Origin of the sequence: Halopseudomonas sp. Lyrl_26 (genome assembly GCF_051948695.1) — a bacterium.
Lineage (GTDB): Bacteria > Pseudomonadota > Gammaproteobacteria > Pseudomonadales > Pseudomonadaceae > Halopseudomonas > Halopseudomonas formosensis.
Genome location: NZ_JAYJLH010000008.1, coordinates 17,789 through 38,858 on the forward strand (window position 1 = coordinate 17,789; position 21,070 = coordinate 38,858).

Annotated in this window: 19 protein-coding genes; 15 read left to right on the forward strand and 4 right to left on the reverse strand. The window is 64.0% G+C overall.

Going from position 1 to position 21,070, the window contains the following annotated elements; all coding sequences use genetic code 11:
• The first annotated feature begins 14 nt into the window (after positions 1-14).
• Complete coding sequence (locus VF673_RS10865; RefSeq protein WP_090539787.1) at positions 15-662, forward strand: TetR family transcriptional regulator; 648 nt, start codon at positions 15-17, stop codon at positions 660-662.
• A complete protein-coding gene (locus VF673_RS10870; protein ID WP_440291948.1) occupies positions 655-993 on the forward strand; it encodes a Rieske (2Fe-2S) protein in 339 nt (112 codons plus the stop codon). The genes VF673_RS10865 and VF673_RS10870 overlap by 8 nt, the downstream gene beginning before the upstream one ends.
• On the opposite strand, the gene sfsA is transcribed toward VF673_RS10870, so the two are convergent.
• Both sfsA and VF673_RS10880 read right to left on the reverse strand, forming a co-directional pair.
• Positions 984-1,700, reverse strand: a complete 717-nt coding sequence (sfsA, locus tag VF673_RS10875) for a DNA/RNA nuclease SfsA (RefSeq protein WP_440291949.1) — start codon at positions 1,698-1,700, stop codon at positions 984-986. The two genes, VF673_RS10870 and sfsA, sit on opposite strands and share 10 nt — an antisense overlap.
• Positions 1,694-2,872, reverse strand: a complete 1,179-nt coding sequence (locus VF673_RS10880; protein WP_440291950.1) for a pyridoxal phosphate-dependent aminotransferase — start codon at positions 2,870-2,872, stop codon at positions 1,694-1,696. The genes sfsA and VF673_RS10880 overlap by 7 nt, the downstream gene beginning before the upstream one ends.
• Positions 2,873-3,159: 287 nt before the next feature.
• Between VF673_RS10880 and dksA the strand changes: the two genes are divergently transcribed.
• From dksA to VF673_RS10935, 11 genes are all read left to right on the forward strand, one after another.
• The gene (gene dksA, locus VF673_RS10885) at positions 3,160-3,603 is read left to right on the forward strand and encodes an RNA polymerase-binding protein DksA (RefSeq protein ID WP_090539781.1); all 444 of its coding nucleotides are present in this window, start codon (positions 3,160-3,162) and stop codon (positions 3,601-3,603) included.
• 62 nt (positions 3,604-3,665) lie between these two features.
• Positions 3,666-4,562, forward strand: coding sequence for a tRNA glutamyl-Q(34) synthetase GluQRS (gene gluQRS / locus VF673_RS10890; RefSeq protein ID WP_440291951.1), 897 nt, complete (start codon positions 3,666-3,668; stop codon positions 4,560-4,562).
• Between the two features lie 52 nt (positions 4,563-4,614).
• Complete coding sequence (locus VF673_RS10895) at positions 4,615-4,791, forward strand: hypothetical protein (protein WP_036993100.1); 177 nt, start codon at positions 4,615-4,617, stop codon at positions 4,789-4,791.
• Positions 4,781-7,735, forward strand: a complete 2,955-nt coding sequence (locus VF673_RS10900) for an ATP-binding protein (protein WP_440291952.1) — start codon at positions 4,781-4,783, stop codon at positions 7,733-7,735. The genes VF673_RS10895 and VF673_RS10900 overlap by 11 nt, the downstream gene beginning before the upstream one ends.
• A gap of 69 nt (positions 7,736-7,804) precedes the next feature.
• Positions 7,805-9,196, forward strand: coding sequence for a sigma-54-dependent transcriptional regulator (locus tag VF673_RS10905; RefSeq protein ID WP_440291953.1), 1,392 nt, complete (start codon positions 7,805-7,807; stop codon positions 9,194-9,196).
• 851 nt (positions 9,197-10,047) lie between these two features.
• A complete protein-coding gene (locus VF673_RS10910; RefSeq protein WP_440291954.1) occupies positions 10,048-11,418 on the forward strand; it encodes a polynucleotide adenylyltransferase PcnB in 1,371 nt (456 codons plus the stop codon).
• On the forward strand, positions 11,418-11,918 hold the full coding sequence (gene folK / locus VF673_RS10915; protein WP_440291955.1) for a 2-amino-4-hydroxy-6-hydroxymethyldihydropteridine diphosphokinase: 501 nt from the start codon (positions 11,418-11,420) through the stop codon (positions 11,916-11,918). The genes VF673_RS10910 and folK overlap by 1 nt, the downstream gene beginning before the upstream one ends.
• A gap of 148 nt (positions 11,919-12,066) precedes the next feature.
• On the forward strand, positions 12,067-12,861 hold the full coding sequence (gene panB, locus VF673_RS10920; RefSeq protein ID WP_090539768.1) for a 3-methyl-2-oxobutanoate hydroxymethyltransferase: 795 nt from the start codon (positions 12,067-12,069) through the stop codon (positions 12,859-12,861).
• A 4-nt stretch (positions 12,862-12,865) separates the two neighbouring features.
• Positions 12,866-13,717, forward strand: coding sequence for a pantoate--beta-alanine ligase (gene panC / locus VF673_RS10925; RefSeq protein ID WP_440291956.1), 852 nt, complete (start codon positions 12,866-12,868; stop codon positions 13,715-13,717).
• A gap of 175 nt (positions 13,718-13,892) precedes the next feature.
• Entirely contained in the window at positions 13,893-15,836 is a 1,944-nt protein-coding gene (gene acs, locus VF673_RS10930; protein WP_440291957.1) for an acetate--CoA ligase, read from the forward strand.
• 74 nt (positions 15,837-15,910) lie between these two features.
• Positions 15,911-17,092, forward strand: a complete 1,182-nt coding sequence (locus tag VF673_RS10935) for an acetyl-CoA C-acetyltransferase (protein ID WP_440291958.1) — start codon at positions 15,911-15,913, stop codon at positions 17,090-17,092.
• A gap of 12 nt (positions 17,093-17,104) precedes the next feature.
• Here the strand turns inward: VF673_RS10935 and thpR are convergent, their stop codons facing one another.
• Positions 17,105-17,644: an RNA 2',3'-cyclic phosphodiesterase gene (thpR, locus tag VF673_RS10940; protein WP_440291959.1), complete on the reverse strand. Its 540-nt coding sequence runs from the start codon at positions 17,642-17,644 to the stop codon at positions 17,105-17,107.
• A gap of 139 nt (positions 17,645-17,783) precedes the next feature.
• Between thpR and VF673_RS10945 the strand changes: the two genes are divergently transcribed.
• Both VF673_RS10945 and VF673_RS10950 read left to right on the forward strand, forming a co-directional pair.
• Positions 17,784-18,353 carry a hypothetical protein gene (locus VF673_RS10945; protein ID WP_440291960.1) on the forward strand — a complete coding sequence of 190 codons (570 nt, stop codon included), beginning with the start codon at positions 17,784-17,786 and terminating at the stop codon, positions 18,351-18,353.
• A 64-nt stretch (positions 18,354-18,417) separates the two neighbouring features.
• Positions 18,418-18,891 carry a hypothetical protein gene (locus VF673_RS10950; RefSeq protein ID WP_440291961.1) on the forward strand — a complete coding sequence of 158 codons (474 nt, stop codon included), beginning with the start codon at positions 18,418-18,420 and terminating at the stop codon, positions 18,889-18,891.
• Positions 18,892-18,961: 70 nt separating this feature from the next.
• On the opposite strand, the gene pnp is transcribed toward VF673_RS10950, so the two are convergent.
• On the reverse strand, positions 18,962-21,070 hold the full coding sequence (pnp, locus tag VF673_RS10955) for a polyribonucleotide nucleotidyltransferase (protein ID WP_090539753.1): 2,109 nt from the start codon (positions 21,068-21,070) through the stop codon (positions 18,962-18,964).

The following is a 21,070-nucleotide window of genomic DNA, read 5'->3' on the forward strand; positions in this document are numbered from 1 at the left end:
CACTAGAGAACCCAATGGCAAGACGCACCAAACAGGAAGCCCTGGAAACCCGCGCGCAGATCATAGACGCGGCGGAGCTGTGCTTTTCCCGCAAGGGGGTGGCACATACCTCGCTGGCGGATATCGCCAAACGGGCGGGGGTGACACGGGGCGCCATCTACTGGCACTTCGAGAACAAGGATGAACTGTTTGACGCCCTGTTGCTGCGGGCCCGCATGCCCATCCAGCATCTGGATGAGGCCACTCGGGACGCGGACGAGGAGGATCCCCTGGGCAAACTGCAGGTCCTGCTCACCGAGATATTCCGCCAGAACGAACTGGACCCGACGACCCGCCGCATCAACGAGATCGTCTTCCACAAGTGCGAGTATACCGACCGCATGTGTGATCTGCGTGAACACATGCGCGAACTGCGACGCCAGTCCCTGATCAAGCTGCAAGGTTCACTGCGCAATGCCATTGCCCGCGGACAGCTGCCCGAACGCCTGGATGTGCCCATGGCCGCCGCCTGCATCCAGGCGCAGGTGATCGGCATACTGGACACCTGGCTGCTGCGTCCGGAGGACTATTCCCTGGCCGAGCGCGCCGAGCAGCTGGCCAGCGGCATCCTCGACACCCTGCGCTACAGCCCGGCCCTGCTGATCGGTGAAACCCGTGAGTAACGCCATTGCCCTGTGCCGTCTGGACGAGCTGGAAGACCCCGGCAGCAAGGGTTTCGAGGTCCGGGGCCAGCGTCTGTTCGCGGTGCGCCAGGGCCAGCAGGTCCACGTCTACCGCAACAGCTGTCCGCACCGTGGCATTCCGCTGGAGTGGGTGCCCGACCAGTTCCTCGACCGGAGTGGCCGCCTGATCCAGTGCGCCAGCCATGGCGCCCTCTTCCTGCCCGAATCCGGGGAGTGCGTCGCCGGCCCCTGCAGCGGCGCCAGCCTCACTCCCATCCCCTGCCATCTCGCCGATGGCCAGTTGTGGCTGTCAGCCCTTCCTCAGGGCTGACAATCCACCACCAGCTCGCCCGCCAGCTGCAGACCGGAAGGCGTCGGCAGTACTGACCAGGCCAGCACCAGCACCCCCGCCGCCCGCGCCTGACGCAGCAGCGCACCATATACGGGATCGATCTCGTCCGCCGGGCGCACCCGCCGTATGCCACTGTGCATCACGCAGAACAGCAGACAGCTGCGCTGCCCGGACTGGGCCAGACCGATCAGCTCGCGCAGATGTTTCTGCCCCCGCAGGCTCACCGCATCGGGGAAGGCGCCCTGCCCTCCACCCAGCGCGAGCGTCACGCTCTTGACCTCAACCACCCAGCTGTCCTCTCCCTCGCCGAGCAGGAAATCGAACCGGCTGCCGCCGGCGGCCAGGGTGACTTCCCGACGCACTCCCTGAATACCAGCCAGCGGCGTGATCAGCCCGGCCTCCAGCCCGGCGGCCACCACCGCATTGGCCCGGGCACTGTGCACGCAGGCCAGCTCCCCCGGCGCGGTTTCCACCAGCTCCCAGGTGCCCGGCAGCTTGCGCCCCGGGCGTTGATGCAGGTCCACCCACACCCGGCTGCCGGGCTCGGCGCAGTTGAGCATGGAGCCGGTATTGGGACAGTGCAGGGTCAGCTCACGGCCATCGGCAAGGCGTACATCCGCCAGAAAGCGCTTGTAACGGCGCAGCAGGGTCGCTTCCCGAAGCTCCCGGGCAAAGGGAATCAGCATCGGTGCCAGCTCCGCAGCCCCCGCTGCAGACGCTCAACGGCCTGCTCCAGCCGCGGCACATCGGCGGTATACGCCAGACGGACATGTTCGGCCGCTCGATGATGGCCGAAGTCCAGGCCGGGGGTGATGGCCAGATGCTCGGTTTCGATCAGATGCTGGCACAGGCGCTGGCTGTCGCCACCGAAGCCGCTGACATCGGCATAAAGATAGAAGGCGCCTTCGGGTGTATGCGGAATGACGAACCCAAGCTCCCGCAGGGCCGGCAGCAGGAAGTCACGGCGCCGATGGAAGGCCTCGCGCCGCTGCTCGCAGATGGCCAGAGTATCCTCGCTGAAGGCGGCCAGTGCCGCCTGCTGGGCCAGATGGGGCGCGCAGATGTAGTAGTTCTGCGCCAGCTTCTCCAGCTCCGGTACCGCATCCAGGGGTGCAATCAGCCAGCCCAGGCGCCAGCCGGTCATGCCGAAGTACTTGGAGAAGCTGTTCAGCACCCAGGCATCCGGTGCCACCTCCAGCACGCTGGGGGCGTCACAACCGTAGGTCAGGCCATGGTAGATCTCGTCGAGAATCAGCTCGCCGCCCAGACGGGCAGTGACCTGCGCCAGCCCCTGCAACTGTGCGCGGCTCAGTACGCTGCCCGAAGGGTTGGCCGGCGACGCGCTGAGCACCGCGGCGCTGTCCGCGTCCCAGTGCTGCTCGATCAGTTCCGGGGTCAGCTGATAGGCACTCTCCGGCCCGGTGGGGATGAGCTTCGCCGCTCCCTCGACCAGGCGCATGAAGTGGCGGTTGCAGGGGTAGGCCGGGTCCGCCATCAGTACCTTGCTGCCGGCGTCCACCAGCAACGCGCTGACCAGCAGCAGCGCACCGGAGCCGCCCGGGGTGATGATCACCCGCTGCGGGTCCAGGTCCACCCCGTAACGTCGCTGATAGAAGCCGGCGATGGCCTCGCGCAGCTCCGGCAGCCCCAGTGCCGGGGTGTAGCTGGTATGCCCGGCGTTCAACGCCGCCTGGGCCGCTCGCATGATGGGCTCGGGGGTACCGAAATCCGGCTCCCCGATCTCCATGTGAATGACATCGTGGCCAGCCGCCTGCAGCGCCTTGGCCCTGTCCAGCACAGCCATGACATGAAAGGGTTCTATTTCACCGATCCGCCGTGCCCAGCGCCGTTCAACCATGCTCTACCTCTGCCCCGCAGGGCGACAAAAGCGTCCATGATACCGTGGTTGCACAGATAATGTTCCGCCGCGCGAACGCCGGCGATCCGAAGCGGTCGAATCCCCACGAGCATGGTCTTTCGGGCTATGCTGAAATCGTGCAGCCCGGGCGAGCATCGGCAAAAAGTAGCGCGGTCGTTCACGTTCTGGTAGCTTTGCCCGCTTGCAGGCCACAGGCCGCACCCCCGCCGGTCCGCACAAGGTTTACGACCTGGCACAGGATGATTGAGCTAAGAGTGAGGCTGTCTATGCCCAGCAATACCAAAGAAAAAAACGCATTGTTGATTCGCGGCTTTGTTCCCTACAAGGAAGAGAAAGGCGAGGAGTACATGAACGAGCGTCAGCTCGCCCATTTCGCTGACATCCTGAACAGCTGGAAGCGCGAACTGATGGAAGAAGTTGACCGCACTGTGTCCTACATGCAGGACGAGGCCGCCAACTTCCCCGATCCGGCGGACCGCGCCAGCCAGGAAGAAGAGTTCAGCCTCGAGCTGCGCACCCGTGACCGCGAGCGCAAGCTGATCAAGAAGATCGATCAGACGCTGCAGCGCATCGAGGATGACGACTACGGCTACTGCGACTCCTGCGGCGTGGAAATCGGTATCCGCCGTCTGGAAGCCCGCCCCACGGCCACCCTGTGCATCGACTGCAAGACCCTGGCCGAGATCAAGGAAAAGCAGATCGGCGGTTGATCCCCGCGCCTTTCACCTGGCAGGCAGCCCGCTTCTGCGCTGTCTGCCACTGAATCCGCCCCATGCCTGCCTCCAGTTACATAGGCCGCTTCGCTCCCACCCCCAGTGGCTTTCTGCATTTCGGCTCGCTGCTCGCTGCCGTCGCCAGTTATCTGGATGCCCGTCATCAGGGTGGCACCTGGCTGGTGCGCATGGAAGATCTGGATACCCCCCGCAACCTCCCCGGGGCCGCCGCGCACATACTCCATACGCTGCACAGCTATGGCCTGCACTGGGACGGCGAGGTGATCTACCAGAGCGAGCGGCTGGACTATTATCAGCACACCATCGAACAATGGCTCGACAGCGATCTGGCCTATTACTGCAATTGCCCGCGCCGGGAGATCATCGCCCATGATGGCGTCTACCCCGGTACCTGCCGTACGCGCCGGCTCCGCTTTGCCCCGGACCACGCCGTGCGCGTCAGGGTGGATGACCGCCCCCTGAGCTTCGTCGACCGCCTGCAGGGCCAGGTCAGTCAGTCGCTGGAGAGCAGCTGCGGCGACTTCATCATCCGCCGCCGCGACGGCATTGTCGCCTACCAGCTGGCGGTCGTCATGGACGATATTGCCCAGGGGGTGACCGACATCGTTCGCGGAGCCGACCTCCTGGACTCCACGCCACGCCAGCTGTGGCTCTATCATCTGCTGCAGCAGCCCGCTCCGCGCTATCTGCACGTGCCGCTGATCATGCGCCGTGATGGCGAAAAGCTCAGCAAACGCCTGGGTTCCACGCCCCTGGAGGCCGATCAGGCCGCCGAGACCCTGTTCCGGGCACTGCGCCTTCTGCTGCCCGCGGTTCCTGCCGAGCTGCGCCGGGCCCCGGTGGACGAGCAGCTGGCCTGGGCCGTCGAGCACTGGTGCCCGGACAGACTGCCCGCTACCCGGCAGATCCTCGACCCGGCCCCCCTGCAGGGGTGACAAGCCCAGCCGGCCTGATTACCATCGAAGCAGCGTTCGAGGACAACTCCCCATGTATATCTACCGACTGGTGCTGCTGCTGGTCATCGGCATCTACCTGTTCTCACCGGCCATCATGGACTGGTGGATAGAGCCCATGGGTGCCTGGTACCGTCCCTATGTACTCTGGCTGATCCTGATCATCGCCGGCATGCTGCTGCAGAGCCCAAGGGACACCGATGAGCTTTGAACTCAGCCTGCTGATACTGCTCAGCGTTCTCTATCTTATCCTCCTGTTCAGCGTGGCCTGGGCCACCGAGCGGGGCATTCTGCCGCGTTCACTGGTGCGTCACCCGGCAATCTACACCCTGTCGATTGGCGTCTATGCCAGCGCCTGGGCCTTCTATGGCACTGTCGGTCTGGCTTATCAGTACGGTTATGGCTTCCTGACCTACTATCTGGGGGTCTGCGGGGCCTTCCTGCTGGCACCGGTCCTGCTCAACCCGATACTGCGCATCACCCGCACCTACCAGCTGTCGTCTCTGGCAGACCTGTTCGCCTTCCGTTTCCGCAGCACCTGGGCCGGCACCCTGACGACCCTGTTCATGCTGCTGAGCATGCTGCCGCTGCTGGCGCTGCAGATCCAGGCGGTGACCGATTCGGTGCAGATACTCACCCTGGAGCCGGGTCAGCATCCGGTGGCCTTCGGCTTCTGCCTGCTGATCGTGCTGTTCGCCATCCTGTTCGGCGCCCGCCATATTTCGGCCCGGGAAAAGCACGAGGGGCTGGTGTTCGCCATCGCCTTCGAGTCCGTGGTCAAGCTGGTTTGCCTGTCGGCAGTCGGGCTGTACGCACTGTTCGTGGTCTTCGAAGGCCCCGCCGGGCTGGAGCTGTGGCTGAGCCACAACCAGGAGGCACTGAAGACCCTGCACAGCCCGTTGCAGGAAGGCCCCTGGCGCACCCTGCTGCTGGTGTTCTTCGCTGCGGCCATCGTCATGCCGCACATGTATCACATGGCCTTCACCGAGAATCTCAACCCGCGGGCACTGAGTACCGCCAGCTGGGGGCTGCCGCTGTTCCTGCTGCTGATGAGCCTGGCGGTCCCGCCGATCCTCTGGGCCGGCCTGTATCTGAACGTGCCGACCAACGCCGAGTACTTCACCCTGGCCCTGGGCGTGTCGTCGGGCGCGAACTGGCTGACCCTGGTAGCCTTCATCGGCGGCATATCCGCCGCCAGCGGCCTGATCATAGTGGTCACCCTGGCGCTGTCGGGCATGGTGCTCAACCACATGGTACTGCCGGTGTACCAGCCCAGCGCGGACAACAACATCTACCGCTGGCTGCTGTGGACCCGACGCGCCCTGATCGCCGCCATCATCATGGCGAGCTACGCCTTCTACCGGCTGCTGGGCACCGACCAGCACCTGTCGAACCTGGGCATCACCTCCTTTGTCGCTACCGTGCAGTTTCTGCCCGGGGCGCTGTCGGTGCTCTACTGGCCCCAGGCCAATCACCGGGGCTTCATCGGCGGACTTATGGCCGGCATGCTGGTCTGGGCCGTGACCCTGCTGCTGCCGCTGTTCACTGGCATTGATGTGTTGCACGTGATGAATGTGCAGCTGACCTTCGACGAGGAATCCTGGCATATCGCTGCCATCGCCTCGCTGGCGACCAACATCATGGTATTCACCCTGGTATCCCTTTTCACCCGGCGCTCCCCCGAGGAGGTCAGTGCCGCTGAAGCCTGTCTGGTGGACAATGTGCGCCGGCCCCAACGTATGGAGTTGGTAGCGAGCTCGCCCCAGGAGTTTGCCCAGCAGCTGGCCAAACCCCTGGGCAATCGCGCAGCGCAGCAGGAGGTAGAGCAGGCCCTGCGCGACCTCAAGCTGCCGCTGGATGAGCGCCGACCATACGCCCTGCGCCGCCTGCGCGACCGCCTTGAGGCCAACCTCTCGGGATTGATGGGCCCGGCGGTAGCGCAGGACATGATCGAAACCTTCTTGCCGTTCAAGATCACCCGGGGCTACGTTACCGAGGACATACACTTCATCGAGAACCGGCTGGAGGACTATCACTCGCGGCTTACCGGCCTGGCCGCCGAGCTGGACGCCCTGCGCCGCTATCACCGCCAGACTCTGCAGGACCTGCCAATGGGCGTCTGCTCCCTGGCCGAGGATAACGAGATCCTGATGTGGAACCGGGCCCTGCAGGCGCTGACCGGGGTCGAGGCGGACGGCGTGGTCGGCTCCCGCCTGGAAAGCCTGCCCGCGCCCTGGAACCAGCTGCTGTTGCAGTTCGTCGCCGATGAATCGGCCCACCTGTACAAGCAGAAACTGATCATCGACGGCAATACCCACTGGCTCAGCCTGCACAAGGCCGCCATCGACGAGCCCGGCAATGCCCGTGGTGGCCTGGTGCTGCTGATCGAGGACCAGACCGAAACCCAGCTGCTGGAAGAGGAGCTGGTGCACTCGGAACGCCTGGCCTCCATCGGGCGCCTGGCCGCCGGCGTGGCCCACGAGATAGGCAATCCCATCACCGGTATCGCCTGCCTGGCGCAGAACCTGCGTGAGGAGTCGGAACAGCCGGAAATCCACGAAGCCGCCGAGCAGATCGTCGACCAGACCCGGCGGGTGTCGCGCATAGTGCAGTCACTGGTCAATTTCGCCCACGTCGGCAGTCGCCACTACAGTACCGATGACGAGGTGGACCTGAAGGCCTGTACCAACGAGGCAATCCACCTGCTGTCCCTCAGCCGCAGGGGCCCCGATGTGAAGTATGTTAACCTGTGTGACGCATCCCACCGCGTGGCCGGGGACAGCCAGCGCCTGGCGCAGGTGATGATCAACCTGCTGGGCAACGCACGGGATGCCAGCGAGGATGGTGACCAGGTCACCATCAGAACCATTCAGGACGAACATCAGATTCTGTGGATAGTGGAAGATCAGGGCAGCGGCATTGATCAGACACTCAAAGATCGCCTGTTCGAACCGTTCTTCACCACCAAGGCGCCCGGCAAGGGCACCGGGCTGGGACTGGCCCTGGTGTACTCGATAGTCGAGGAGCATTATGGTCAAATCACTGTAGACAGCCCAATCGATGACGCCACGCGGCGGGGGACCAGGTTCACGATTACCCTGCCCCGCCACGGCGTCTTTAGTTCCGGTTCTTCCGCGCCGGACAATGCTGACTGATGGTGCGCCGCAACATACCCGGCAGCGCGTCGCAGCCCTGACCCGCGGAAGCAATCGCAAGAGGTAGATATGTCGCATATTCTGGTTGTTGAAGACGAACCCATCATCCGTTCCGCTTTACGGCGGCTGCTGGAGCGCCACCACTACCAGGTCAGCGAAGCGGGTGCCGTACATGAGGCCGTAGAGAGCTACAACCTGGGTGACTTCGATCTGATCATCAGTGACCTGCGTCTGCCGGGCGAGCCCGGTACCGAGCTGATCCGCCTGGCCGCCAGCACTCCGGTGCTGATCATGACCAGTTATGCCAGCCTGCGCTCGGCGGTGGATTCGATGAAGCTGGGCGCGGTGGACTACATCGCCAAGCCCTTCGACCATGACGAGATGCTGCAGGCAGTGGCCCGCATCATCGAAACCAACCGTCAACCCGAGCAGACCGAGCGTGAAGCCCCCGTCGCCGCAGAGGGCCCACAGGACATGGGCATCATCGGCGCCAGCCCGGCCATGCAGACTCTGTTCAAGCGCATCCGCAAGGTGGCGCCGACCATGTCCACGGTACTGATCCGCGGCGAATCCGGCACCGGCAAGGAACTGGTCGCCCGCGCCCTGCACGAGAATTCCCCCCGGGCCCATGCGCCGATGATCTCGGTGAACTGTGCGGCGATTCCGGAAACCCTCATCGAATCCGAGCTGTTCGGGCACGAAAAGGGCGCCTTTACCGGCGCGGTCGCCGGCCGTACCGGCCTGGTGGAAGCCGCCAACGGCGGCACCCTGTTCCTCGACGAGATCGGCGAGCTGCCCCTGGAGGCCCAGGCCAGGCTGCTGCGGGTACTGCAGGAAAGCGAGATCCGCCGGGTCGGCTCGGTCCAGTCGCAGAAGGTCGATGTGCGGCTGGTGGCCGCCACCCACAGGGACCTCAAGGCACTGGCGCACCAGGGCCTGTTCCGCGAGGACCTCTACTACCGCCTCAACGTGATCGAGCTGCAGCTGCCGCCGCTGCGCGAACGTGGCGACGACATCATGCTGATTGCCCAGGCTTTGCTCGCCCGAATCGGGGCCGGCATGAATCTGCCGTCCCTGCACTTCAGCCCGGAAGCCGCCGAGGCCATCCGTCGCTATCGCTGGCCGGGCAACGTGCGGGAGCTGGAAAATGCGGTCGAGCGTGCGGCCATCCTCTGTGACGAAGATGAGATCACCCCGGACCTGCTGGGCATCGAACCCGACATCGGCCAGGAACGCAGCTCCTACGCCGCCACCGCGCTGGAATCCATGCGCGGGCCGGAGACCAGCAGTACCGAGCCGGCGGAGAACCTTTCACTGGAAGACTACTTCCAGCATTTCGTGCTGGAACACCAGGAGCACATGACCGAAACCGAGCTGGCCAACAAGCTGGGCATCAGCCGCAAATGTCTCTGGGAGCGCCGTCAACGCCTGGGCATCCCACGCAAGAAGACCACCAGCTGAGCCCGCCCTCTGTTACCCCGAGTGTTACCGCACAAACTGTTACCTTCGCCCCACACCCGGTAACACTTTCACGGGGCGAACGGTAACACTTCCCTCCTCGCGTCCCGCCCACCAGCCCAACCAATAATCGCAAGCCACTGATTTTAAAGGTATTTCAGAAACTGGCACGGCAAGTGCTTTGTTATTGGCAGAACAAAAATAAAAACCAGGCAGTACCCCATAACAAGAACAAGATTCAGCTCCACACATAACAAGAACAAAACGTGCGAGTGCAGCAAACTGATTTTTTTGGAGAATGGGAAACCTTCAGCCGGCGAACATAATGTTCGATTGGACCGAGAAGAATAAAAGTTGCCAGAGCAACCCACCGGACCGATGTCAGATTGACCAGAGCTGTTCCTGCGCATCCAAAGCAATCCGCTTGCTTTAGGCAACCCGGGATGGGTTCACAGGGTGGCACTGTCGCCCAGCCAAAAAGAACAAGAAACAGCTCAGAAAACAATAACAAGAAACCATTAGGGGGAGTGAAAACTCCCCTTGAGCTTTCCTCCCGCAATCCCTTCCCGCTTCGATTTCCTGCCATTTGTTACTCTTCGCGCCGTATTCGCGCTAGAATGTCCATCCTGTCATTCAGACACACTACTTGAATCCGAACATGCAGCCCCGCGATGCTTTGCCCGCGACCGACATGCATGTTAACGTCAGCTCTTTTGCGGCCCCGGCACCTCGCGGCCCCAGCGACGCGGCATTTGCGCAAGTAGATGCGCCTGAGCAAACAAACCCTGCGCCCTGACCGTCAAACCCGAAGGCTGGAGGCCCGGGCTGGAAACGCCGGTGGACTACCCACTCATATGATTCGCAAGTTACTGAAAAGACTACCCTCTCCCTTCGGGCGGCCCGCCCACAGGCGTACTACGCCTGCCGTTATCCCGGCCAGCCAGCACTCCCTCAAGCGCAACCAGATCAGCCGCAACGCGGTCACCGTGGTGGAACGGCTGCAGCAGGCCGGCTACCAGGCCTTCGTAGTCGGCGGCTGTGTACGCGACCTGCTGCTGGACCTGGACCCGAAGGATTACGACGTGGCAACCAGTGCCACCCCGGAACAGGTTCGCGCCACTTTCCGCAACAGCCGGCTGATCGGCCGGCGCTTCAAGCTGGCCCATGTATTCTTCGGTCGCGAGATCATCGAGGTGGCCACTTTCCGCGCCGGGCATTCCGAGGATCAGGAAGCCGGCCGCGACCAGTCACTGCAGAGCGAGTCCGGGCGTCTGCTGCGCGATAACGTCTATGGCAGCCTCGAGGATGATGCCCAGCGCCGCGACTTCACCATCAACGCCCTGTACTACGATGTCACCCGCGGCACCATCCATGACTATGTGAATGGCGTTCAGGACATCCGCAACCAGCGGGTGCGGCTGATCGGCAACCCGGTTCAGCGCTACCAGGAAGACCCGGTGCGCATGCTGCGGGCGGTACGCTTCGCTGCCAAGCTGGACTTTGAAATAGAGCCCCACACCGCCGCTCCCATCGCCGAGCTGGCGGAGCTGCTGTATGACATTCCGGCGGCCCGCCTGTTCGATGAAGTGCTCAAGCTGTTCCTCGGCGGGCAGGGTGAACGCACTTTCGATCTGCTGCTGGAATATGACCTGTTCGCCCCCCTGTTCCCGGATACCGACGAGGCCATCGACGAGCAGCCGGAGTACACCCTGAAGCTGATACGCCAGGCCCTGCGCAACACCGACCAGCGTATCAACGAGGGGCGTCCGGTCACTCCGGCGTTCCTGTTTGCCGCGCTGCTGTGGCCGGCTTTGCCCCAGCGCACCCGGGAACTGGAAAGCCAGGGCATTCCGCTGATCCCCGCCCAGCAACAGGCCGCTCACGACGTATTGATCGAACAGTGCCGCCACACCGCTATTCCCAAGCGTTTCAGCGTCCCGCTGCGCGAGATCTGGGACCTGCAGCCGCGTCTGGAACGACGCCAGGGCCGTCGCGCCGACCAGTTGCTCGAACATCCGCGCTTCCGCGCCGCCTATGATTTCCTGCTGCTGCGCGAAGCCGCTGGCGAACAGACCGACGGCCTGGGCCAGTGGTGGACCGAGTATCAGGATGCCTCCCCGGAACACCGCCGGCGCATGATCCAGCAGCTCAGCGCCGGCGATGCACCGCGCAAGCGCTCCAGAGCACCGCGCAAACGCAAACCACGGAGTGGAGCGGCCTCCTGATGCCCTATTGCTACATTGCCCTGGGCAGCAATCAGGCTGACCCGGTGGCTCAGGTCACCCGCGCGCTGACGGCACTGGCCGTCCTGCCGCAGACACGGCTGCTGGACCATTCCTCGCTGTACCGCAGTGCCCCGCTGGGGCCACAGGACCAACCTGCCTTCATCAATGCGGTGGCGCTGCTGGAGACCGAGCTGGAGCCCGAATCCCTGCTGGATGCGCTGCAGGCTATCGAGCTGCAGGCCGGCCGGGTACGCAAGGCCGAACGCTGGGGCCCGCGCGTGCTCGACCTGGACATCCTGCTGTACGGGGACAGGCAGATCGACACCCCTCGATTGCAGGTCCCGCATTATCATATGCACGCCCGTTCCTTTGTCCTTTATCCGCTGGCAGAATTGACGGCGGATCTGATCATGCCCGACGGAACACCGTTGCAGTCCCTGCTGCAGCACTGTCCCGATACCGGTCTGGAACGCCTTTGCGGAACCGCCGGCCGGGCCTGAATCATGATTGTGGAGCACCATTGTTCAAGTCAGGAAGACTATACTGTCGAGGCCGCAAGGGGCCCCGGCAGCCGGAACGTCAGTCAGCACGCCTGTCTGGCGATCACAGCCATGTTGCCTGTAGAAGGCCGAATTACTGGAATCTGCCATGTCTGACATTACCCTGACCACCCTCAACAAGCTCAAGCAGTCCGGGGAGAAGTTCACCTGTCTGACTGCCTACGATGCCACCTTCGCCCATCTGGAAAGCACGGCCGGGGTCGAGGTATTGCTGATCGGTGACTCCCTGGGAATGGTACTGCAGGGCCATGACAGCACACTGCCGGTGACGGTGGAGGACATGGCCTATCACACCGCCGCCGTCAGCCGGGGCAACCGCGGCTCCCTGATCATGGCTGACCTGCCCTTCATGTCGTACGCCACCCTCGAGCAGGCACTGGGCAACAGCGCCCGGCTGATGCAGGCCGGCGCGCATGTGGTAAAGCTGGAGGGCGGCCGCTGGCTGGCCGACATCATTACCACCCTGACGCGTAACGGCATTCCGGTGTGTGCGCACATGGGACTGACTCCGCAGACGGTCAACGTACTGGGCGGCTACAAGGTCCAGGGCCGCGAGGAAGACCAGGCTCGCGCCATGCTGGAGGACGCCCGTGCATTGGAGGCCGCCGGTGCAGCCCTGCTGCTGCTGGAATGCGTACCCAGTGAGCTGGCGCGTACCATTACCGAGGCAGTGAATATCCCGGTTATCGGTATCGGTGCCGGCAGCGGCACCGATGGCCAGGTTCTGGTGGTGCACGACATGCTCGGCCTGTCGATCACCGGTCGCCTGCCCCGTTTCGTGAAGAATTTCATGGCTGGCCAGGCTGATATCCCTTCGGCCATCGCCGCCTATGTCAGGGCGGTCAAGGCAGTCGAGTTCCCCTCCGCCGAACACGAGTTCTGAAAGCATGAATACAGTACATACGGTCGCGCAGTTGCGGGCCGCCCTGGCGCGGGCGCGTCAGGAAGGCAAGCGCATCGGGCTGGTACCCACCATGGGCAACCTGCATGAGGGCCATATTGCCCTGGTGGAAATGGCCCTGCAGCGCACCGACCATGTGGTGGTCAGCATTTTCGTCAATCCGCTGCAGTTCGGGCCGAACGAGGATCTGGACAGCTACCCGCGCACCCTCGCCGACGATCAGCGTCGCCTGCTGGACGCCGGAGCCCATACGGTATTCGCCCCCAGCGTCAACGAGATGTACCCCGAAGGCATGCAAGGCCATACCCTGGTCAGCGTGCCGGTGGTATCCGACGGTCTGTGCGGCGCCAGTCGTCCGGGGCACTTCGACGGGGTGGCCACTGTGGTGACCAAGCTGCTGAACATGGTTCAGCCGGACGTGGCCGTGTTCGGCGAGAAGGACTTCCAGCAGCTGGCGGTGATCCGCAAGATGGCACTGGATCTGTGCCTGCCGGTCCAGATCATGGGCGCGCCCATCGTCCGCGCCGCCGATGGTCTGGCGCTGTCCTCGCGCAATGGCTATCTGGACGAGAACGAGCGCCGCGTCGCGCCGCAGCTGTACCAGACGCTGCAGCAGCTGGCCGGCCAGCTGCTGGCCGGGCGCCGGGACTTCGACACACTGCTGGAAGAAGCCCGCCAGCAGCTGCAGCAGGCCGGCTTCCGTCCCGATTATCTGGAGCTGCGCGACACCACTACCCTGCAACCGGCGGATGAACACAGCCGCGACATCACCATTCTTGCGGCGGCCTTCCTCGGCCGCACCCGCCTGATCGACAACCTGCGCTGCACGCTGGGTTGAATCCGGTGGCGACCGGTTGGCAGCAACCGGTCGATCCCTCAGCAGCCCCCATCGTATCCGACCAAAGCAGGGTTGTATTGCACCCGCTTCTAGTCAAATCTTGGGATGTGCACAGCCCTCGCGCTGTATAACCTCAGGCCACCGAGCCCGACAATAACAATATCGAGGAAGATCCATGTACAAGATTCAGAACCACAAGGTATCCGAGAATCCGCTCTACAGAACCCATCTGGATCGTGACGGTTACGAGCGCATGTATCGTCAGTCCATCGAGCAACCGGATATGTTCTGGGCTGAACAGGCCAACCGCTTTGTGGAATGGATGCAACCCTGGAGCAAGGTTCACGAAAGCAACATGGAGAAGGGCGAAGCCGCCTGGTTCATCGACGCCAAGCTCAACGTCAGTGTCAACTGCATCGACCGCCACCTGAAGAAACGCGCCAACCAGACCGCCATCATCTGGGAGGGCGACGACCCCGCCGATTCGCGACACATCACCTACCGCCAGCTGCATGAGGAAGTCTGCCGCCTGGCCAACGTGCTCAAGCAGCGCGGCGTCAGCAAGGGCGACCGGGTGTGCATCTACATGCCCATGATCCCCGAAGCGGCCTTCGCCATGCTCGCCTGCAGCCGCATTGGCGCCATCCATTCTGTCGTATTCGGTGGTTTTTCCCCGGACGCGCTGCGAGATCGCATCCAGAATGCTGAGTGCGAACTGGTGATCACCGCCGACGAAGGCGTACGGGGCGGGCGCCGGGTGCCGCTGAAGCAGAACGTCGACAAGGCGCTTGCCAGCTGTCCGGATGTGCACAGTGTGCTGGTGGTCAGACGTACCGGCGCCGACATCGGCTGGGTCGAGCAGCGGGATATCTGGTATCACGAAGCCTGCGCCGAGGTCAGCGCGGACTGCGCCCCCGAACCGATGGACAGCGAAGACCCCCTGTTCATCCTCTATACCTCGGGTTCCACCGGCAAGCCCAAGGGTGTGCTGCACACCACCGGCGGCTACCTGGTCAGCACGGCACTGACCCATCATTACGTGTTCGACTACCAGGACGGCGAGGTATTCTGGTGCACAGCCGACGTCGGCTGGGTCACCGGCCACTCCTATATCGTCTACGGGCCGTTGTGCAATGGCGCCACCACCCTGATGTTCGAGGGTGTGCCGACCTACCCGGACGCCTCCCGTTGCTGGCAGGTGATCGACAAGCACAATGTCAATGTGTTCTACACCGCCCCCACCGCCATCCGCGCTCTGATGGCACTGGGCGAGGAACCGCTCAAGAGTTCCTCCCGCCGGTCCCTGCGCCTGCTCGGCAGTGTCGGCGAGCCGATCAACCCCGAGGTATGGGAATGGTACTACCAGGTCGTTGGCCAGCGTCGCTGCCCGATTGTCGATACCTGGTGGCAGACCGAGACCGGCTCCATCCTGATCGCCCCGCTGCCCGGCGCCTGCGACCTCAAGCCCGGCGCCGCCATGCGCCCGCTGTTCGGTGTGGTCCCGGCACTGGTAGACAACGATGGCAACGAGCTCGAAGGCCCCGCCGATGGCAACCTGGTGATCAAGCAATCCTGGCCGAGCCAGATCCGTACCGTGTACGGCGACCACCAGCGCCTGGTGGAAACCTACTTCAGCACCTACAAGGGCGTCTATTTCACCGGAGACGGTGCGCGTCGGGATGCCGATGGCGACTACTGGATCACCGGCCGGGTTGATGACGTGCTGAACATCTCGGGCCACCGCATCGGTACTGCGGAAGTGGAAAGCGCCCTGGTTCTCAACGACTGGGTAGCCGAGGCCGCCGTCGTCGGCTGTCCGCACGATATCAAGGGTCAGGCCATCTACGCCTATGTCATGCCCATGCAGGGCGTTACCCTGACCGAGGATATTCTCACCGAGCTCAAGGTGGCGGTCAGCGAGCAGGTGGGTGCGTTTGCCCGACCGGACTATATTCAGGTCACCAACGGCCTGCCGAAGACCCGTTCCGGCAAGATCATGCGGCGCATCCTGCGCAAGATTGCCTGCGACGAGCTGGACAATCTCGGTGACACCTCCACCCTGGCCGATCCCTCGGTGGTCGACAGCCTGATCGAGAACCGTCTCAACAGGGGCAGCTGAGTAAATATGGTTGTCCAACCCGGTCAGGGCCTCTATTCTTGCCGCTTCGTCAGATTGCTTCGAGGAAGTTCGCCATGCAAGAGGTCGTGATCGTCGCCGCCACCCGAACTGCCATTGGCAGTTTCGGTGGCCAGTTTGCCAGTGTTCCGGCACACCAGCTGGGTGCGACCGTTATCCGCGCCCTGCTGGAGCAGACCGGTGTGGAGCCGGGCAGCGTGGATGAAGTCATCATGGGCCAGGTGCTGACCGCCGGCTGCGGCCAGAACCCGGCCCGCCAGGCCGCGGTGCATGGCGGCCTGCCCCACAGCGTACCGGCGCTGACCATCAACAAGGTCTGTGGCTCGGGCCTCAAGGCGGTACAGATGGCTGCCCAGGCGATCCGCTGCGGCGACGCACGGATCATGATTGCCGGTGGCCAGGAGTCCATGAGTCTGTCCCCGCATCTGCTGCCCAGCTCGCGTACCGGACAGCGCATGGGTAACGGCCAGCTGGTGGACAGCATGATCCATGACGGCCTCTGGGACGCCTTCAACCAGTACCACATGGGCATCACCGCCGAGAACCTGGCGGAGCGCTACGAGATCAGTCGCCAGCAGCAGGATGCCTTTGCCCTGGCCTCCCAGCAGAAGGCAGTCGCCGCGCAGCAGGCCGGTCGATTTGCCGACGAGATCACTCCGGTGGAGGTACCCCAGCGCAGGGGTGAGCCGCTGCGCATCGATCAGGACGAACAGCCCCGTGCCAGTACCACCCTGGAGTCACTGGGCAAGCTGCGTCCGGCGTTCCGCAACGACGGCACCGTCACTGCGGGCAACGCCTCCAGTCTCAACGACGGCGCCGCTGCCGTCATGCTGATGAGTGCCGAGACAGCGGCCGAGCTGGGCCTGCCGGTACTGGCCCGCATCGCCGCCGGCGCCAGTTCCGGTGTCGATCCGGCGATCATGGGCATAGGCCCGGTCAGTGCAACCCAGCGCTGCCTGAGCAAGGCCGGCTGGAAGGTCGATGAGCTGGATCTGGTCGAGGCCAACGAGGCCTTCGCCGCCCAGGCGCTGGCTGTGGCCAGTGAACTGCGCTGGGATCTGGACAAGGTCAACGTCAATGGTGGCGCCATCGCTCTGGGCCACCCGATCGGGGGCTCCGGCTGCCGGATTCTGGTGACCCTGCTGCATGAAATGCAGCGCCGCAACGCCCGCAAGGGGCTGGCAACCCTCTGCATCGGCGGCGGCCAGGGCGTGGCCCTGGCACTGGCGCGCGACTGACCGGGCGCTTGATCAGCGCTTCAGCCAGCTGAAGCGCTCGATCACCTCATAGCGTGCGCCACCCTCTCCCCCGCGACTGACATACAGACTCAGGTGGTCTGCCGCGAAGGGGGGCAACGCCAGATCCCCGTGACCTTCAAGAAACGCCCGTAACAGCTCGCCGCCCTGCCGGACCCTGGCCAGGGTGATATGCGGCCGATAGGCACGGGTATCCGGCACCAGCCCCACAGGGGCCAGACGCTGTTCCACCTCCTCCTGCAACTGCATCAGCGCGGCCTCGGCGGTTACCCCTGCCCACAGCACTCGGGGCCGCTCCGGGGTGCCGAAATAGCCCACGCCGCGAATGGTCAGGCTCAGCTCCGGATCGGGCAGGTCGTGCAATGCCCCGGCCATGGCCGTGGCCGTCTGCGCATCCACCTCACCGATAAAGCACAAGGTCAGGTGCAGCGCCTGCACCGGATGCCAGCGCGCCGTGGGATACGCCACCCGTACCCGACCAAGCTGTTCGGCCACGGACCGGGGTAATTCAAGGCCGACAAAAAGACGCTGCACGCTCTATCCTCCCGTTTTTGTTGAGTCGATGCTGCCGCACACCGGGGCGTCGGGCAAGCCCGAGCCAGGCTGCCGCTTGGTTTGCCGAAAATTCCATTGCTATGCTGCCCAGACCACCTTCTCTGCCAAGGCGACGCCCATGCATGACATCATAGCGGGACGATTCGAACTGCAGGACAGGGCCGATGAGGCCCTGGCTGCCCTGCGTCAGGCCGGCTTTGCAGCGGATGCGCTGGCCGCCTTCTATCTCAATCCCCATGGACAGCATGGTCTCTACCCCATAGGGGGAGATGATGAAAGCTCGGCGGGCGCCCGCCATGCCGGCGGCGGCGCGGCCCGCGGTGGTGCGATTGGTGCCACTGTCGGGGCCATTGCCGGCGCGGCCACGGCTCCGATCATAGGTCCGGTCGGTGTCGCCATTGGCGCCGGCGTGGGCGCCTACACCGGCTCCCTGGTCGGGGCGGTCAGCAGTACCGACGAGGAGTCGGACGTCGACGAACAGACCGGCCAGCCCTCCACGCAGCAGCCGGAGGTCACCGAGCGCGAACCCGGGGTGCTGGTTGCGGTACGGGTGGACGGCGATACCCGGGAATCGGCCGTGGCGGTGCTGCGCCGGTTCGGCGCCCTGGATCTGGAACACACCACCGGCGACCTGCGCGACGGTCACTGGTATGACTTCGATCCCCATGCGGTGGTCCGGCGCATCTGAGGCGAAAATCTGAATCTTTGCACCGCATCGACGTCAACCGAAGTAACTGGATGCGGAGGTGAAGATGAACAGAGATCGCCATGAACCGGATGAGCAATTGCTCACCGAGAGTGCCCGCCGGCAGGTTGAACAGGACTACCGGGATGCCCCCACAGACAGCCCCGTGGGGCCCATCGGCGAGGTGCCGTCCCGACATGAAGCCGGGGACAGGAGTGCCGACGCCGGCCTGACCGAAGCCGCCATTCCGGGCCACGGGCCTACCGCAGATGACGCGGCGCCCGAGACATTGATGCCTGATGACGGCGCCCGTTCGCCCCAGGAGCGGGGCCCCGTCGAACCGGCTGCCGACACCGAACTGGACGAAGTACCGGCCAACCGCATCGGCGCCGGCAAGGGTCTCGACGAGGCCGAGCTGGCCCGCCGCAAGCCGCTGGACGGCAAGCCCTGGGACGGCGACCCGGCGCAACCACTGGAGCCGGAGACCGCTGTGGAACGGCCATTGGCGTCGGACCCGAAGGACGAGCCCGGACCGGGCTGAGATCCAGGCATAAAAAAACCCGGGGCCTTGCGGCACCGGGTTTTTCTTTGGCTGACTGCAGCTGCGGATATCAGACGCCGCTGTTTTCGGCCGCTTCCACGTCCTTCATGGACAGCTTGATACGGCCGCGGTTGTCCACGTCCAGTACCAGCACCTTCACTTCCTGACCTTCCTGCAGCACGTCGGTAACCTTCTCGATGCGCTGGTTGGCGATCTGGGAAATGTGTACCAGACCGTCCTTGCCGGGCAGGATGCTGACGAAGGCGCCGAAATCAACGATGCGCTCGACCTTGCCGGTGTAGACCTTGCCGATTTCCGCTTCGGCGGTGATGGCGTCGACACGGGCCTTGGCGGCATTGGCGGCGTCCTTGCTGGCAGCAAAGATCTTCACGGTACCATCATCGGTGATGTCGATGGAGGCGCCGGTCTCTTCGCAGATACCGCGGATGGTTGCGCCACCCTTGCCGATCACGTCACGGATCTTGTCCGAGTCGATCTTCATGCTGATCATGGTCGGTGCGTTGGCGGAGAGCTCCTTGCGCGACTCCGGCAGCACTTCGTTCATCTGCTTGAGGATGTGCAGGCGGGCTTCGTGGGCCTGGTGCAGAGCCTGCTCCATGATCTCCTCGGTGATGCCCTTGATCTTGATGTCCATCTGCAGGGCGGTAACACCCTTCTCGGTACCGGCGACCTTGAAGTCCATGTCACCGAGGTGGTCCTCGTCACCCAGGATGTCGGTCAGCACGGCGAACTTGTCACCTTCCTTGACCAGACCCATGGCAATACCGGCCACCGGCGCCTTCAGCGGCACACCGGCATCCATCAGCGCCAGGGAGGCACCGCAGACTGACGCCATGGAGCTGGAGCCGTTGGACTCGGTGATCTCGGACACCACGCGGATGCTGTAGGGGAACTGGTCCATGTCGGGCATCACGGCCTGGATGCCGCGACGGGCCAGGCGACCGTGGCCGATTTCACGGCGACCGGTACCACCCATGCGTCCGCACTCGCCTACCGAGTAGGGAGGGAAGTTGTAGTGGAACATGAAGGCGTCCTTCTTCTCGCCTTCCAGGGTGTCGAGCAGCTGCGCGTCCCGGGCGGTACCCAGAGTAGTCACCACCAGGGCCTGGGTTTCGCCGCGGGTGAACAGGGCGGAACCGTGGGTACGGGCCAGCACACCGACTTCGATGTTCAGCGGGCGTACGGTACGGGTGTCGCGGCCGTCGATACGCGGCTTGCCGTCGACGATGCTCTGGCGCACGGTGCGGTATTCGATCTCGCCGAAGGCGTCCTTCACGGCGCCGGCGGAGGGCTTGCCCTCTTCTTCACCAGCCAGGGCGGCGATAGCGGCATCACGCAGCTCGTCCAGACGGTTGTAGCGCGACTGCTTGTGGGTGATGGTGTAGGCTTCGGCGATGGCGGCACCGAACTGGGCCTTGATCGCGTCCAGCAGCGCGGTGTTCTCCGGCGCCGGCTGCCAGTCCCAGGCCGGCTTGCCCGCTTCGGCAGCCAGTTCCTTGATGGCCTGGATGGCCGGCTGGAATTCCATGTGGGCGAAGAGTACCGCACCCAGCATCTGGTCCTCGGTCAGCTCCTGGGCCTCGGATTCGACCATCAGCACGGCGTCCTCGGTACCTGCTACCACCATGTCCAGGCGGGAGGTCTTCAGCTGCTCGTAGGTCGGGTTCAGCACATAACCCTGCACGTCGTCGAAACCGACGCGGGCACCGGCGATCGGGCCGTCGAAGGGAATGCCGGAGATGGCCAGTGCAGCGGAGGTGCCCAGCATGGCGGCGATGTCCGGATCGGTGGTCTTGTCGGTGGAGACCACGGTACAGATCACCTGCACCTCATTCATGAAGCCTTCGGCGAACAGCGGACGGATCGGACGGTCGATCAGGCGGGAGGTCAGGGTTTCCTTCTCGGTGGGACGCCCTTCACGCTTGAAGAAACCACCGGGAATACGGCCTGCCGCGTAGGTCTTCTCGATGTAGTGCACCGACAGCGGAAAGAAGTCACGACCGGCCTCGGCATTCTTGGCACCGACCACGGTTACCAGTACGCTGACGGCGTCATCGATACTGACCAGAACCGCACCCGAGGCCTGGCGCGCGATGCGGCCGGTCTCCAGGGTCACGGTGTTATTGCCCAACTTGAACTGTTTGATGACCGGTTTCAC

Bases quoted from the DNA above. Each gene is read 5' to 3' on its own strand.
- VF673_RS10905 (WP_440291953.1), top strand. From the start codon at position 7,805: ATGTCGCATATTCTGGTTGTTGAAGACGAACCCATCATCCGTTCCGCT.
- VF673_RS10910 (WP_440291954.1), top strand. From the start codon at position 10,048: ATGATTCGCAAGTTACTGAAAAGACTACCCTCTCCCTTCGGGCGGCCC.
- panB (WP_090539768.1), top strand. From the start codon at position 12,067: ATGTCTGACATTACCCTGACCACCCTCAACAAGCTCAAGCAGTCCGGG.
- VF673_RS10900 (WP_440291952.1), top strand. From the start codon at position 4,781: ATGAGCTTTGAACTCAGCCTGCTGATACTGCTCAGCGTTCTCTATCTT.
- VF673_RS10945 (WP_440291960.1), top strand. From the start codon at position 17,784: ATGCATGACATCATAGCGGGACGATTCGAACTGCAGGACAGGGCCGAT.
- panC (WP_440291956.1), top strand. From the start codon at position 12,866: ATGAATACAGTACATACGGTCGCGCAGTTGCGGGCCGCCCTGGCGCGG.
- VF673_RS10880 (WP_440291950.1), bottom strand. From the start codon at position 2,872: ATGGTTGAACGGCGCTGGGCACGGCGGATCGGTGAAATAGAACCCTTT.
- folK (WP_440291955.1), top strand. From the start codon at position 11,418: ATGCCCTATTGCTACATTGCCCTGGGCAGCAATCAGGCTGACCCGGTG.
- VF673_RS10865 (WP_090539787.1), top strand. From the start codon at position 15: ATGGCAAGACGCACCAAACAGGAAGCCCTGGAAACCCGCGCGCAGATC.
- gluQRS (WP_440291951.1), top strand. From the start codon at position 3,666: ATGCCTGCCTCCAGTTACATAGGCCGCTTCGCTCCCACCCCCAGTGGC.
- sfsA (WP_440291949.1), bottom strand. From the start codon at position 1,700: ATGCTGATTCCCTTTGCCCGGGAGCTTCGGGAAGCGACCCTGCTGCGC.
- VF673_RS10935 (WP_440291958.1), top strand. From the start codon at position 15,911: ATGCAAGAGGTCGTGATCGTCGCCGCCACCCGAACTGCCATTGGCAGT.
- dksA (WP_090539781.1), top strand. From the start codon at position 3,160: ATGCCCAGCAATACCAAAGAAAAAAACGCATTGTTGATTCGCGGCTTT.
- acs (WP_440291957.1), top strand. From the start codon at position 13,893: ATGTACAAGATTCAGAACCACAAGGTATCCGAGAATCCGCTCTACAGA.
- VF673_RS10895 (WP_036993100.1), top strand. From the start codon at position 4,615: ATGTATATCTACCGACTGGTGCTGCTGCTGGTCATCGGCATCTACCTG.
- VF673_RS10950 (WP_440291961.1), top strand. From the start codon at position 18,418: ATGAACAGAGATCGCCATGAACCGGATGAGCAATTGCTCACCGAGAGT.